This window comes from Burkholderia sp. WP9 (genome assembly GCF_900104795.1).
In the GTDB taxonomy this organism is placed as follows: Bacteria; Pseudomonadota; Gammaproteobacteria; order Burkholderiales; family Burkholderiaceae; genus Paraburkholderia.
In genome coordinates, this window is the sequence record NZ_FNTG01000001.1 from 1768088 (window position 1) to 1780212 (window position 12125).

The 12125-nt window shown below is 65.4% G+C and carries 14 protein-coding genes; 2 read left to right on the forward strand and 12 right to left on the reverse strand.

Annotated elements, in window-relative coordinates:
- Positions 1–5: 5 nt before the first annotated feature.
- The 5 genes from BLW71_RS07975 to BLW71_RS41565 all read right to left on the reverse strand — a co-directional run bounded on the left by BLW71_RS07975 (position 6) and on the right by BLW71_RS41565 (position 3897).
- A complete protein-coding gene (locus BLW71_RS07975) occupies positions 6–1583 on the reverse strand; it encodes an FAD-binding oxidoreductase (RefSeq protein WP_091794795.1) in 1578 nt (525 codons plus the stop codon).
- 39 nt (positions 1584–1622) lie between these two features.
- Complete coding sequence (locus BLW71_RS07980) at positions 1623–2114, reverse strand: hypothetical protein (protein ID WP_091794798.1); 492 nt, start codon at positions 2112–2114, stop codon at positions 1623–1625.
- A gap of 243 nt (positions 2115–2357) precedes the next feature.
- Entirely contained in the window at positions 2358–3209 is an 852-nt protein-coding gene (locus BLW71_RS07985) for an anti-sigma factor family protein (RefSeq protein WP_091794800.1), read from the reverse strand.
- Complete coding sequence (locus BLW71_RS07990) at positions 3209–3739, reverse strand: sigma-70 family RNA polymerase sigma factor (protein WP_091794802.1); 531 nt, start codon at positions 3737–3739, stop codon at positions 3209–3211. The genes BLW71_RS07985 and BLW71_RS07990 overlap by 1 nt, the downstream gene beginning before the upstream one ends.
- Before the next feature lie 14 nt (positions 3740–3753).
- Positions 3754–3897 carry a hypothetical protein gene (locus BLW71_RS41565; RefSeq protein WP_177204988.1) on the reverse strand — a complete coding sequence of 48 codons (144 nt, stop codon included), beginning with the start codon at positions 3895–3897 and terminating at the stop codon, positions 3754–3756.
- Between the two features lie 352 nt (positions 3898–4249).
- Here BLW71_RS41565 and hfq point away from each other — a divergent pair, with 352 nt between their 5' ends.
- Positions 4250–4810: an RNA chaperone Hfq gene (hfq, locus tag BLW71_RS07995; RefSeq protein WP_091794804.1), complete on the forward strand. Its 561-nt coding sequence runs from the start codon at positions 4250–4252 to the stop codon at positions 4808–4810.
- Between the two features lie 20 nt (positions 4811–4830).
- On the opposite strand, the gene BLW71_RS08000 is transcribed toward hfq, so the two are convergent.
- Positions 4831–5058 (reverse strand): hypothetical protein, encoded by a 228-nt coding sequence (locus tag BLW71_RS08000; RefSeq protein WP_091800581.1) that lies wholly within the window; start codon positions 5056–5058, stop codon positions 4831–4833.
- Positions 5059–5391: 333 nt separating this feature from the next.
- On the opposite strand from BLW71_RS08000, the gene BLW71_RS08005 reads away from it, so the two are divergent.
- Positions 5392–5589 carry a hypothetical protein gene (locus BLW71_RS08005; protein ID WP_091794806.1) on the forward strand — a complete coding sequence of 66 codons (198 nt, stop codon included), beginning with the start codon at positions 5392–5394 and terminating at the stop codon, positions 5587–5589.
- Positions 5590–5834: 245 nt separating this feature from the next.
- Here the strand turns inward: BLW71_RS08005 and BLW71_RS08010 are convergent, their stop codons facing one another.
- The 6 genes from BLW71_RS08010 to BLW71_RS08035 are packed head-to-tail and all read right to left on the reverse strand — an operon-like array spanning position 5835 to position 12123.
- Positions 5835–6563, reverse strand: coding sequence for a DUF2968 domain-containing protein (locus BLW71_RS08010; RefSeq protein WP_091794809.1), 729 nt, complete (start codon positions 6561–6563; stop codon positions 5835–5837).
- 47 nt (positions 6564–6610) lie between these two features.
- Positions 6611–8002 carry a sigma 54-interacting transcriptional regulator gene (locus BLW71_RS08015; RefSeq protein WP_091794812.1) on the reverse strand — a complete coding sequence of 464 codons (1392 nt, stop codon included), beginning with the start codon at positions 8000–8002 and terminating at the stop codon, positions 6611–6613.
- A 10-nt stretch (positions 8003–8012) separates the two neighbouring features.
- On the reverse strand, positions 8013–9800 hold the full coding sequence (locus BLW71_RS08020; RefSeq protein WP_091794816.1) for a TadG family pilus assembly protein: 1788 nt from the start codon (positions 9798–9800) through the stop codon (positions 8013–8015).
- 1 nt (position 9801) lies between these two features.
- Complete coding sequence (locus BLW71_RS08025; RefSeq protein WP_091794819.1) at positions 9802–10212, reverse strand: DUF3613 domain-containing protein; 411 nt, start codon at positions 10210–10212, stop codon at positions 9802–9804.
- A 51-nt stretch (positions 10213–10263) separates the two neighbouring features.
- Positions 10264–11115, reverse strand: a complete 852-nt coding sequence (locus tag BLW71_RS08030) for a tetratricopeptide repeat protein (protein ID WP_091794823.1) — start codon at positions 11113–11115, stop codon at positions 10264–10266.
- Positions 11116–11124: 9 nt separating this feature from the next.
- Positions 11125–12123: a type II secretion system F family protein gene (locus BLW71_RS08035; RefSeq protein WP_091794826.1), complete on the reverse strand. Its 999-nt coding sequence runs from the start codon at positions 12121–12123 to the stop codon at positions 11125–11127.
- Between the last annotated feature and the right edge of the window lie 2 nt (positions 12124–12125).

Here is a 12125-nt window from a genome sequence, read left to right on the forward strand (position 1 = left end):
CGCCCTCAGGTGTAGCCTCGCCGGTCGCGCCACGCAGCCGGCCAGATGCCCTGCTTGCCCGGCGCGAGAATGCCGTTCGGGTCGAGCGCGTCCTTGATCGTTTCCGAGAGGCGCAGCAAGGCGCCGTCGTTGAAGCTGTATTGGGCGGCGGCAAAATCCATATACGCGAGATGCGCGCGATATTCGCCGTAGCCGGCGGCGCGCGCGTCGCTCATCAGCGAACGCAAAAGCGCGCCGGCCTGCTCGACCTGGTTCGCGTCGTCGCGGTCGAAAATCGCCGCGAAGATGTGATGCAGATGGCGCGCGCCCGCCGTAAAACCGCCGTAGTAATCAAAGCCGTACTCCGCGGCGCGCGTTTTGACCATAGTGTATTGACGCAACGCGTCGCGCCCGGTCGCCGGGCACACCGGCGCGAAGTCGACATGCGCGCCCGCGCCGCCGCGCCAGTCGAGCATGCGAAACGCGCTCATCGCGGGAATGCCGGCGAGATTGCGGTCGCCGCCCGCCGTGGGCTGCGCATCGCCCGCATAGCGCGTGGCGGAGAACCGCGCCTGCGGCATGCGGGCAAACGCGCGCTGCACGATTGCATAACGCGCGTCGATCAATTCAGGCGTACCGTATAGCGCGAAATGCAGATTCCAGCGGCCCACGTTCAGCTTGTCGAGCATGGCGGCCACCGCGCGCTCGGGCATCGCGCCCGGCCCGTCATACCACTGCGCGCGTGCCGACAAGCCGGCCGCGCGGCGCAGGCCGCCTTCGATCACCGCATGATTGCGGATCGTTTCATCGAGCCGCAGCGGACGCAAAGTCTCCACGATCGCTTCGAGATCCGCTTCATGGCGAAACTGGATTTCGCCCAGCAGATATGCGGGCGGCGCGGGCATCAGCCAGACGCCCAGCTTGGTGACGATGCCGTAGTTCGACTGCATGAACATCGCGTCGAACGAGGGGCCGAAGCCCGGTTGATACAACTGCCACGCGGTGCCGATTTCGATCCCGCCCATTCCCGTGCGCAACACGTCGCCATTGGCCAGCACCACTTCCATGCCGCATTGCGCCGCCGCATGATCGCCGTAATCCGTATAGCCGAAGCCGCGCTCGAGCGTATTGCCGACCACACTGCCCCAACCGGCCGCGGGCGGATCGACCCACAGCTTGTAGCCTTTCTCGCGTAAATACGCGTACAGATCGAAATAACTCACGCCCGGCTCGACCAGCGCGTATCCCATCGTCTCGTTCACTTCGATGATGCGGTTCATCCGGTGCAGATCGAGCACCACCGAACCGGCGAGTCGCGGCGCCGCTCCGCCATAGGCGAAGTTGCGCCCGGTCGAGACGGTCCACAGCGGAATGCGAAATTGATTGGCAATCCGCAATATCGCGCGAATCTCGTCGACGGAGCCAGGCAAGAGCGCGGCACTCGCCGAAAACGCCTCGCGCTCGCCGGGCGCGAACGGATCGAGATACGCGGCGAGCCCGTCCGCCGAGGTGACCACTTGCGGCTCGCCGACAATCGAGCGCCAGGCGGCGAGCGCGCGATCGAACTGCGCGGCGGATACCTTCGGCGGCAAGCTGCGAATCAAAGCATCTCCTTGGCCGTCGCGCGCGCGAGCGGCAGCGGGTTAGCGGCGCATTCCACCGCCGCCATGCGACATGCCACCCCACGAGCGGGTGGGCGGCGCACCGCGCCAACCGCCATGGCCGCCCACGCCATACGGTCCGCGCACGCCGTGCATGTAGCGCACATGATCCATGTGATGAAAATGATGAAAGCGGTCGACGAACACGAACGACACGCCGACACCGAACACGACCGGTGGCCCCCAATACCATGGATCGTAGTAGTAGACCGGCCCATCCGCCAAGGCCTGCGCGGCGGCATCGTCTTCGACGATCTGCCACGTGCCGTCCGCTTGCAGGCACGCGCGGCCGGTGATCTGCTGCATGACGCCGTCGATTTCCGCCTGCCCCACCACGAAACGGCAGGTCGACGTATCGGCTGAAACCGCATCCGCTAGCGCTTGCGCCTCGACGGGTGCCGCGCATGCGGCGCAAAAACACAGGCCGGCTGCGGCACGAAACGGCCGGCTGCCGAAAAGATGAAATGTGAACATGATTTTGCTGCCTCGACGCACCGGCGTTGCGACCCGCAAAAAACGTGTCGGCGCCGTTAAGACACCGTCGGTTTGCCTTGCTCGAAACCGTGCCGCGCATGCGCACGCGAGGACAACACGATCCAGCACCGAGTAAACGAAGTGCCGCGCGACGCTATTCCGCTTGCGCCGCTGCAACGCCGGCGGTTTCGGTTACCGCGTATTGCAGCGCCGCGCGACGGCGTTTCGCGCCTGCGAACACCGCTACTGCCAGGACTCCGGTTTGCCGCCGAGCGCGCTGCACACGTCGATCGCGATGGTGCGCAGTTTGCCTTCCGCGATCGGCCCGGACAGCGCGTAGCCCATGCCGTCGTTGATCCAGTAGAAGGTGCGCCGGTTACCTTCGCGCAACAGCCGGAACGCGGTTTCGTCGCGCGAAGTGCCGGTGACGTAAAGCGTGAGCCGCGCGCCGCTGCCGTTCTCGTACATGAATTGCGCGGCCGGTCCCGCTTCGCCGGGCAACAGCCGCCCGCCCACCAGCGAATAGCCATATTCCTGCAACGACGGCACCGAGAGCGGCCGGTTCAGCCGCTTGGAGAGCCAGTTGATCAGATGCTCTTCTTCGCTGGCCGCGACCTCCACCGGGTGACGACGCTCCGGCGTGTACACCGCATAAGCGATGTCCGCGCGCTGGGCGAAGCTCGGCGGCTGGCCGCCCAAACCGCCCCACGCGCCACCGGTCAGACGCGGCGCGAGCGGACCCAGAGCCAGCGCGAGCCCGGCGCCTGCCGCCAGCCAGCAAGCCGCGACGCCCACTCGCTGCCACCATGGCGTGTTCCGGCGCAACACGATGAAGGCCGGTTCGTCGGCGGCATCGTCCGCACGGCGTTGATTGCGCTCGTCACGCTCGCTGCGCGGCGGCGCGCCGCACAAAGCCCGCAATGCGGATTTCTGCGCGCGCCAGGCGGCCACGCGCGCGGCGGCCTGCGGATGCTGGTGCAGTTGCGCCTCGATCGCGGCGCGCTCCGCGCCCGGCAATTCATCGTCGACAAACGCCGACAGCGCTCGCAGGTCGAGCCCTTCGGGCAAGCTGGAATCGTAGTCGTCGTTATTCATCACGGGTTTCTCACTACTTTCAACGGCGGAGTTTTACGCGCCGGGCCTTGAGCCGGCCCCTCCGTCAGCAACGCGCGCATATGTTCGCGCGCGCGCGACAACCGCGACATGACCGTGCCGATCGGCACGCCGAGTGCGCGCGACGCTTCCTGATAAGACAGATCCTCCACGCAGACCAGCAACAGCACTTCGCGCTGTTCGACCGGCAGACAATACAGCGCGCGCTGCAGATCGCGCAGCACGAGCCCGTCGACTTCACCCTGCGGCGCTTCGAGATTGCGCCACGGCGCGCTCTCTTCGTCGACAGCAATCTCGCGGCGGCCGCGCAACTGGTCGATGTAGAGATGCCGCAGGATCGTCAGCAGCCACGCGCGCAGATTGCTGTCCGGCCGGAAAGCCGCCCAGCGCGCGAGCGCGCGCTCCGCCGTATCCTGCACGAGGTCGTCGGCCCAGGCGCGGTCACCCGTCAGTGCGCGCGCGTAGCGGCGCAACTGCGGGAGCCACGAAATCACTTCAGTTTCGAAACTCACCCGGCGTGAGGCATTCAGTAGCCGCCACCGCTGCCCGTGCCACCACTCGTGCCGGAGGCGCTGCTATCGGTCGCGGACGTGCACGCGCTCGTCGCGAGCGTGCCGCCCGCGAGCGCCAGCAGTACGAAAACGGCGGAGAGAATGCGGGATAGTTTCATGGTGAGTCTCCTCGTGGGCGCCCGGACGCCTCGCGCGAACCGTGCAACCGATCGGCCGCGCGCACGATGCAGCGCCGCCATGCCTGATATAACGCCGGCAGCCGGTGGTTTATTCCGCTGAAGGCGCAGCCCTGCGCTATCTTTTTCCGCCATCCGCGCCGCGAAGGCCTGCGGGTGGCGGAAGAATGCGGCATTCGTCCGCAGATTCGTAACGCAACGTTACAGTCAATAGTTATCAGATGCTTATGTGTCCACAAGCCGTTATAGTGGACGCAGTTCGCCCGCCGACGCGTTCCGCCCCCACACAGGGTAGAATCGCGGCGAACAACCGTCTTTCTAACCTGAATTGTCCATGGCTTCCGCAGAATCGCATCCGCAAAACGACTTCATGAACGCCGCGCGCAAAGAACGAAAGCGCGTTGAGATCTACCTTGTCAACGGCATCCGCCTGACCGGGTGCATCGAGTCGTTCGATCAGTATCTGGTGATGCTGCGCACGCCTGTCGGCCTGCAAGGCATCTACAAGCGCGCGATCTCGACGATCCAGCTCGACACCGGCACGCGTCCGGCTCCGCGCGCGGGGCGTCCGTCGCACGGCGAGCACACCACGCGCGGTCCGCACGGTTCGCGCGAGCCGCGCGATCACCGTGAGCCGCGCGAACCGCGTGAACCGCGCGATTCGTATGGCGCGCCGTCTTCGGACCGGCCTGCGTCAGATCGTAGCAGCAGCACGTCGGACGGCCCCGTGGTCGTGACGCGCCGCCGTCGTTTGTTCGGCACGGGCGGCGACGGTGGTAATCATGGCGGCGGCCACCATGGTGGCGGCAGTCACGGTGGCAACGGCGGTGGTAATGGTGGTAATGGTGGTAATGGTGGTAATGGTGGTAATGGTGGTAATGGCGGCACCGAGTAAGTTGCCGCAACAGCGCTCGGCTACTCCGTTGAATGGCCGAGCCGCTGCAAGATCTTTTCCAGGCGCATCACCTGCAGTTCCGTCAGTTCGAATCCGCATTTGACCGCCAGCACGCGGCGGCGCCAATAGCAGGCGTCCAGCATGCGCTGCGCCGGTTGCCTCGTTGCCCAATCCAGATGTTCCAGTTCTGCTTCCACGACGTGTGACGCGTTGAGGCGCTGTGCGCACGCAGTTTTTTTCCGGTTCATGGTTTTCGCTGCCTTGTTGTTCACGGGTTCCTGGTTGCGCTCCTCCCGAGCTCGACACTGCCGGTTCGCGACATGCGTTGCGGTCTTCCGGCCAACACGATCGGCGATTGATTTTGTTTTTCCCGCGCCGCTTTGCGTCGACACACGGAAAACGAGCTGATGCGCATTGGTTTTAAGTTTTTATTGACGACGCCGCTTCGCCTCCCCGCTCGTTCGCCTCGCGCTTTTGAAGCAGACGCTCACGGCGCGAAGTCCTAAGCCATTCGGTCGATATTCGCCGGCGCCCGCTTTGCGCTATGCTGGATTGCCGACTCTCTTCTCACGGAGCACGTCATGACCAGCAAGAAGCAACACGAAACTCACAAAGCCGAAACGAAAACGCCCGCCGAATCCGCTGAGTCCGCGGACAACAGGCTCGATGAGGCACTCGAGGAAAGTTTTCCCGCCAGCGATCCGATCGCCGTGGACACGGGAGACCCGCATCACGTGGAGGACAAAGAGGCGTCTCCGGAGGGAAAAAAGCGGCGCTAGAAATTGCCGCACTGATGTATCACGTGGGCACAGCGAAATGATGTCGTGGACGTTGGGCTCGCCTGCGCAGATGCAATGCGTCAAGCGTGGACCCTTGAGCGCGTGCTCGTCAGATGAGGTATCGCAGAGGTCGCATGCCGAGGGTGGCATGCGCTGCTTGTGGAGCAAGCACAGCGGGCAGGTGTCGGGCGGCATCTCCAATCCCGCGCCGCCCTGCCCAGCCGACAGTCCTCAGAGCATCGCCCTCAGTGCGAGGGCAAACCGCTTTCCAACTGGCGTTGCAACTCGCGCACCTGACGCTGCGCGGCACGCAACTGATCTTGCGCGGAAGCTTTCTGCTGAGCGAGCGCCGTGGCTTCGGCGCGCGTTTGCTGCTGCTGGCTCGCCACGATGGTCTGCTGCTGACGCGCAACATCCAGGTCCGCTTGCAGGCGGTTCGCACGGTCCTGCGACAGCGCGATCATCCGCTCCGTGAACGCCTTCTGCGCCTCGAGTTGCGTGCGGCGAATCTCGACGTCCGACAGTTGCACCGTCTGACGCACGAAATCCTTATAGATCATGTCGGCACGCGCCGCGTCCTGCGTCTTGATGACCCGCCAGAAATTTTTCTGCTGGAACAGCGCCACGTAGTACGTCATTTCCTTGCCGTAAAACAGCAAGCTCGCGCCGTAACTACCGTTATAGGTGGTGCGCAATTCGCTCAGATCCGAACCGTGGATCATTTGCTGCAATTCCGCCACGTTGCCCGCGGCGGATTGCTTCGCTTCGTCGGGCGTGAGCGCGGAAGTCTGGGCCTGTCCCGCCTGTGAAGTTGCCGGCAACGCCGCCGTCGTGCCTGGCTGGGAAACAACGCCGCTCACGGCGCCAGCACTCGCGCTGCTGTCCGGCAGAGCCTGCGCATTGACACCCCGCGCTGCCCCCATCGCGATGACTGCGGCGAGGGCAATCTGTCGTAGTTTCGACTTTCGGTCCATGTAATTCCTGCTTGAACAGTTTTTGTTTTAGTACAACCGTCTCATTATTACTCACTTTCGCGTGTTTCGGGCTCTTCGTCAAAAATTTGGTACTTGCGCATCTTCTCCCACAGCACCTTGCGGCTGATGCCGAGATAGAGCGCCGTATCCTGGCGACGCCAACCGTTCGCGTCGAGCGCGGCCAGCACGCGGTTACGTTCGGCCATGTCCCATTTGCTGCGGTCCACCAGCACCTCGGCGACGCTCTCCGCCGGCACCGGCTGGCTGGTGCGCGCCAGCGCAAGAAGGCGTTGCAGGCGCGCCGCATCCCACGCGCCGATCTGGCGCACGGTTACGCCAATGCGCTCGGCCAGGTTGCGCAGCTCGCGCACATTGCCGGGGAAATAGGTGTCGGCCACGGCATCGGCGAGCCAGTACGGCAGGTCGGGCAAAGCAGCCAGACGCTCGGCGCCGACGATCTGCGCGATGAACGCCTTGAAGATCGCAATCTTGTCGACGGCGCCCCGCTCTTCGAGTGACGGGATCTTCAGCTCGATCACGGCGAGGCGGTAGTACAGGTCGGCGCGAAACGTGCCGTCCTTCACCAGTTGCGGCAGCAATTTGTTGGTCGCCGCCACCAGCCGGAAGTCGAGCTTCACCGGCGTCGCCGAACCGATACGCGTAACCGCGCTGTCTTCGAGCACGCGCAGCAGCTTGACCTGCTGATAGAGCGGCAGATCGCCGATTTCGTCGAGGAACAGCGTGCCGCCGTCGGCCTGCTCGAAATAGCCTTTATGCGCGACCACCGCGCCCGTGAACGAGCCTTTGGAGTGCCCGAAGAACAGCGACTCGAACAGCCCGTCGGGAATCGCGCCGCAGTTCACCGCGACGAACGGGCCTTGCCCGTAGCGGCTATGTTTCTCGTGCAGCAGTTGCGCGATGCGCTCCTTGCCGACGCCGGTTTCGCCGTGCACCAGCACGCTCGTGTCGCAGTCGGCGAAGGTATCGACTTCGTGCAGCAGCGCCTGCATGCACTCCGAGTTCGCGATCATCGCGTCGGACTCGTGCGTCTTCGCGCTATGCGCGCGCATTTGCAGCACGAGCTTCATGACCATGCCGCGCAATTCGGCGCAGGTGAAGTCGAGCGGCAGGATATGCGAGTACTCGGACGGATAGGTGGCCGGATCGTGTTCGCGCGGCGCGGCGCCGACCCACACGACGGGGATGCCGTGCGCCGCCTGCCAGTCGCGCAGGATCAACGCGCCGCTGTCGATCACCGAGACGCTGATGATCGCGAGCGACGGCCGCAGCGCGGTCCGTTCGGGCGAGATCGCGATATCGTCCGCACGGATCACTTCGACATCGAAGCTCGCCATGCAGCGCGCGACCCGGTCGACGATGTCGGCCTTGCCCTCCCAGACGTAGATATCGAGTTCCTCGATTTTGGTGGTGGTTCTCATCTTGGATAGGCTAGTTGACCAGTTGCGCGACGCCGCACGTCAGCGACATGTTGTGGACCGTGGCGGTGCCGACCTGAACGCCCAACAGGGAAAGTGTCGGGACGAGGACTGCGTCGAGCAGGTTGAAAACGGGTTGGAGAACGGGCAATAGGATGCCGGTCAGGCCCGAAAGTATTAGTGACACGACGCCACCCAGCGGGACAGGGCCGACATTGACGACCAGCGCGCCCGACAGGCTATTGAGCAACGTCGAGGTCAGCACGGCGCCATCGCTGCCGATAGCGTTGGAATTCGCACTCTTGCTGGCGTCGAAACTGCCCGACGAACCGTTGAAGACAAGCGGAGTCAGCGTGCCCGGATCGAGCGAGGCTTTGATCGGGTTCAGCGCAACCGTTCCCGCCGGCACCGTGACGCCGAGCACCACTGCCGACAACGACACCACGTTGACCGGCGTGCTGCAGGACGCGTCGCCGGCAATGCAAAGCGCAGCGATGCCGGGCTTGACCTTGATCGTGGCATTCGTGGCCGCCTTGGTGCTCTCGCAATCCACCGATGTCAGATACGCGCTACCGGGCGCGGCTTGCACCGAGATGTTCAAAGGCGTGCTCAACGCCGAGAGGGTCACGGCAAGCAATGGCGCGCCGCCCACCGTAATCGTCGGCAAGTTGAGCGGCAACAGATTGACGCTCGCGTTGATCACCGCCGTGCGCGCTTGAGTCCGGTAGGTCCCGTCGGCCGACGTGCCGCCCTCGCCCACGGCCAGCACGGGCGGATTGATGATCTGCAGCGAAATGCCCGCCACGCCCGCCAGCCCAGCCGCCACATTGATCACCGGCGCGTTGCCCTGGCTGCCGTCCGGGCTGCGCTGCGCGATCTGCGCGGCGACCAGTAAAGCATCGAACGCGTTGATCGTCGCACTCGCCGCGGCATTCGGATTAGCAAGGCCGAGCGCGAGCAGTCCGGGGGCCGATTTGCCGCCGTCGCCGATCGCAATGTTCTGCCCGCCGGGAATGGCCACGGCCACCTTCTGCAGAATCGCCGCGTTGATGGTGTCGCCGCCCGCCTGCAGCGCGTTGACCATCGCGACCATCAGTTGCTGAAAACTCACCGTGGTGCCGAGCAGTCCCTTCATCGTCGCGGCACCCAGCGCCACCTTCAGATCGTCCAGCTTGACGTGCGCCGTCGCGAGACTCTGCGTGTCGCCCACGCTCAGCGACACGCTGGTTTTCAGCAGACCGCCGAGGATCGCGTTCAACAGCGCCGACTGTTGAGTATTGATCGTCGCGATGCCGGTGCCGAGCGAGAACGCGTCGATGTTGGAGGCGAACGCGGTGGCCGTCGCCGAGACGTTACGGTTCGGTCCAACGAAGAAGTACGGTACGCGTTGAGTCGTCGTCACCTGCACCGCATTGAGCGGGTTGCCGCTGGTGCCGAAGTACGTGCTCGAACTCGTGTCCCAGCGGCCGCACGTGGTGGTGATAGTCGTGGTGCTGCCGGTCGTGAAACCGTTGGCGCTCGCATTCTGCTGCGCGGCGGTGGTAGCCGTCGCGCAACCGCCCGAGGAGGCGATCATCTGAACCGCCGCCATCGCGGCCAGATCGGCCGTGCGCTGCAATTGCCTGCGCGCGAAATACACGTTGCCGACATCGATCGCGCCGAGCGCCGCGATCGCGAGGCTCAGCCAGATCGCCGCGACCACCGCGACCGCGCCGTGCTGACCGCGCGCGAGCGCGCGCCGCGCGCGCAGTGGACGTGCGTTGCGCGCGGCGAGGCGCATGGCGAAAGGCAACTTGCGCATGTCAGTTCGAGCCACCGCTAGTTCCGCCGATGCCGCTGTTCACGCCCATCGCGCCGCTGCCGCCGCTGCCGCTATTCAATGCGGAGCCGTACAGATCGGGAATCTTGCTCTTGAACGATTCCATATACCGACGGTAGGCCAGCCCGGCTTCGGCGCCGAGCATTGGCAGCGCCGGCGCAGCCTGCGTATTGCTGCTCTGCAGGTCGAGCCAGGCACGGGCCGCGTGACCCACTTCGCTGGCCTGCACCACCGGTTGCACAGCCTGAACCGGCTGTTCCGTTTCGCTCGTCTGCGCGCTCGCGGGAGCGGCCGCGCCCAGCAGCACACCGGCCATTGCGGCCATCGCGGCCATCGCCAGCCACCGGCTCGGCATCGACGCCCGCCAACCCCGCTTCGTCATTCTGTTTTTCATTGTTGCTCCATGATTGCCTGATGCCTCAGCACAAAGTCGCCACGCGCCCGCTCATTGCGAGAAACGCTGCAACAGGCGCGGCGTGGGCTCGATCCCCTGCGCGCTCGCGACCGTGCGCGTGCCCGTACTCCCCGCGCCCACCTGCGGTTGCGCCGGCACGCCGCGTTGCGCGCGCCCTGCCGCAGCCACTTTCGCCGCGTCGCTGCGAATCGCGGCTCGCACGTCCGGCGCGAGTTGCTGCTGATTCATCACGGCCAGCGCCTGCGCCTGGTCGCCATTGGCGAGCAGATAGAGCGCCACGTTGCTGACGATCTTCGGATTGGTCGGGTCCAGTTCGGCCGCCTTCATGAGCGGCACGCGCGCACCGTCCACATCGCCGTCGCGCAAACGCGCATAGCCGAGGTCGGACAAGGTCGCCGCATCGGTCGGCGCGAGCTGGACCGCCTGCTGAAATTCCTGCGCGGCGCGCGTGAAGTCGCCGGCCGCGCCGGCGATCAGACCGAGGCCGCGATAGCCACGCGTGGCGAGCGGCGTCTTCAGCAGTTGTCCGTAGACGGCCACGGCGGCGGCAGGCTGATCGGTCATACGCAGCGCGTCGGCGCGCAGCAGAATCGAGTCGGGGCTCGCGCCGTACTGCTTGTCGTACGCATCGATATGCGCGAGCGAAGCGAAGTACAGTCCCTGAGATTGCATCCGGTCGATCAAGCCGAGGTACATGCCGGGCGTGTCCGGCGCGGGATCCTTATTGGCCTGCTGGGCCAGCACGGCGCGCTCGGCCTGCGGTCCGACGCCGTAACCCACAAGGTCTTTAGATGCGCACGCGCCGAGCAGCGACAGCGCGGCCAGCGTCGCGGCGCAACGGGCGCCCGGTTTGACGGAATCGAACGGGAGACTGTAAGTCATGGCAAATCCTCAGTGCTTCGCTGCGCCCAACGAATGCTGGACAGCCAGCACGCCGGGTCCGGCCGTGACGATCATCAACGCGGGCAACAGCGTCACGATCATCACGCCTGTCATCTTCACGGCGAGCCGGCCGATACGTTCGCGCAGCATCGCGCGGCGCGTCTCCCGCAGGCGGTCGCCGAACTGCTTGAGCGGTTCCTGCACGGCGCCGCCGTGCCGGTCGACCTGCACCAGCAAGCGCATCACCGCGCGCAGATCTTCGTTGTCGTAGCTCGTCGCGAGCCGGTTCAGCGACTGCTCGCGCGTGCGTCCCGCGGCGAACTGACGTTGCGCGATCTCCAGCTCGCCGGCGAGCACCGGCAACATGCCGCGAAAATCGTTGACCACCACCTGCAGGCTCTGATCGAGCGACAAGCCCACGCCTTGCAGGAGACGCAGCAAATCGACCAGCAACGGCAACTCGTCGACCACAGCGTTGCGGCGCTTGCTGGCACGCCGCCGCAACACGACCTTCGGCAACATGAAGCCCGCCATCGCGGCGATGATCACCAGCGCCACATAGCGCGGCCCCTCCAGCTGACCGCGCGCCAGCATGGCGACCAGCACGGGCAGCACCAGCGCACCCAGCAGCCGCGCCACCAGAAAGAGGCCGCGCGTGCGCGTATCCACGAAACCGCATTGTTCGAGTAGCCGGCGATCTTCTTCCGCGACGACCTGGCGGCCGAACGGCGTGTCGAGCCAGCGAATCCCGGCATGCGCAAAGCGCTCCAGCAAGCCTTTTAGACCCGTGGGTCGCGCGCTGCGCGCTGCCGCCTTCGCGCCACCCTGTGCGCCTTCTCCATTGCGTGCCGCCGCGGCGGCGAGCAGCGCGCGCTCGTCGAGCGCGTGGCGCAGCGTGCGTTCGCTGCGCCGCGCCGCCGCCACGCGCGTCAGCACGAGGCCTGCGATCAGCAGCAAGCCGAGCGCCGCCAGAGCGAGCGCGAGTGCGACGAGTTGTTGAGTCTGCATCG

Bases quoted from the DNA above. Each gene is read 5' to 3' on its own strand.
- BLW71_RS07980 (WP_091794798.1), bottom strand. From the start codon at position 2,114: ATGTTCACATTTCATCTTTTCGGCAGCCGGCCGTTTCGTGCCGCAGCC.
- BLW71_RS07985 (WP_091794800.1), bottom strand. From the start codon at position 3,209: ATGAATAACGACGACTACGATTCCAGCTTGCCCGAAGGGCTCGACCTG.
- BLW71_RS41565 (WP_177204988.1), bottom strand. From the start codon at position 3,897: ATGAAACTATCCCGCATTCTCTCCGCCGTTTTCGTACTGCTGGCGCTC.
- hfq (WP_091794804.1), top strand. From the start codon at position 4,250: ATGGCTTCCGCAGAATCGCATCCGCAAAACGACTTCATGAACGCCGCG.
- BLW71_RS08000 (WP_091800581.1), bottom strand. From the start codon at position 5,058: ATGAACCGGAAAAAAACTGCGTGCGCACAGCGCCTCAACGCGTCACAC.
- BLW71_RS08005 (WP_091794806.1), top strand. From the start codon at position 5,392: ATGACCAGCAAGAAGCAACACGAAACTCACAAAGCCGAAACGAAAACG.
- BLW71_RS08010 (WP_091794809.1), bottom strand. From the start codon at position 6,563: ATGGACCGAAAGTCGAAACTACGACAGATTGCCCTCGCCGCAGTCATC.
- BLW71_RS08015 (WP_091794812.1), bottom strand. From the start codon at position 8,002: ATGAGAACCACCACCAAAATCGAGGAACTCGATATCTACGTCTGGGAG.
- BLW71_RS08020 (WP_091794816.1), bottom strand. From the start codon at position 9,800: ATGCGCAAGTTGCCTTTCGCCATGCGCCTCGCCGCGCGCAACGCACGT.
- BLW71_RS08025 (WP_091794819.1), bottom strand. From the start codon at position 10,212: ATGAAAAACAGAATGACGAAGCGGGGTTGGCGGGCGTCGATGCCGAGC.
- BLW71_RS08030 (WP_091794823.1), bottom strand. From the start codon at position 11,115: ATGACTTACAGTCTCCCGTTCGATTCCGTCAAACCGGGCGCCCGTTGC.
- BLW71_RS08035 (WP_091794826.1), bottom strand. From the start codon at position 12,123: ATGCAGACTCAACAACTCGTCGCACTCGCGCTCGCTCTGGCGGCGCTC.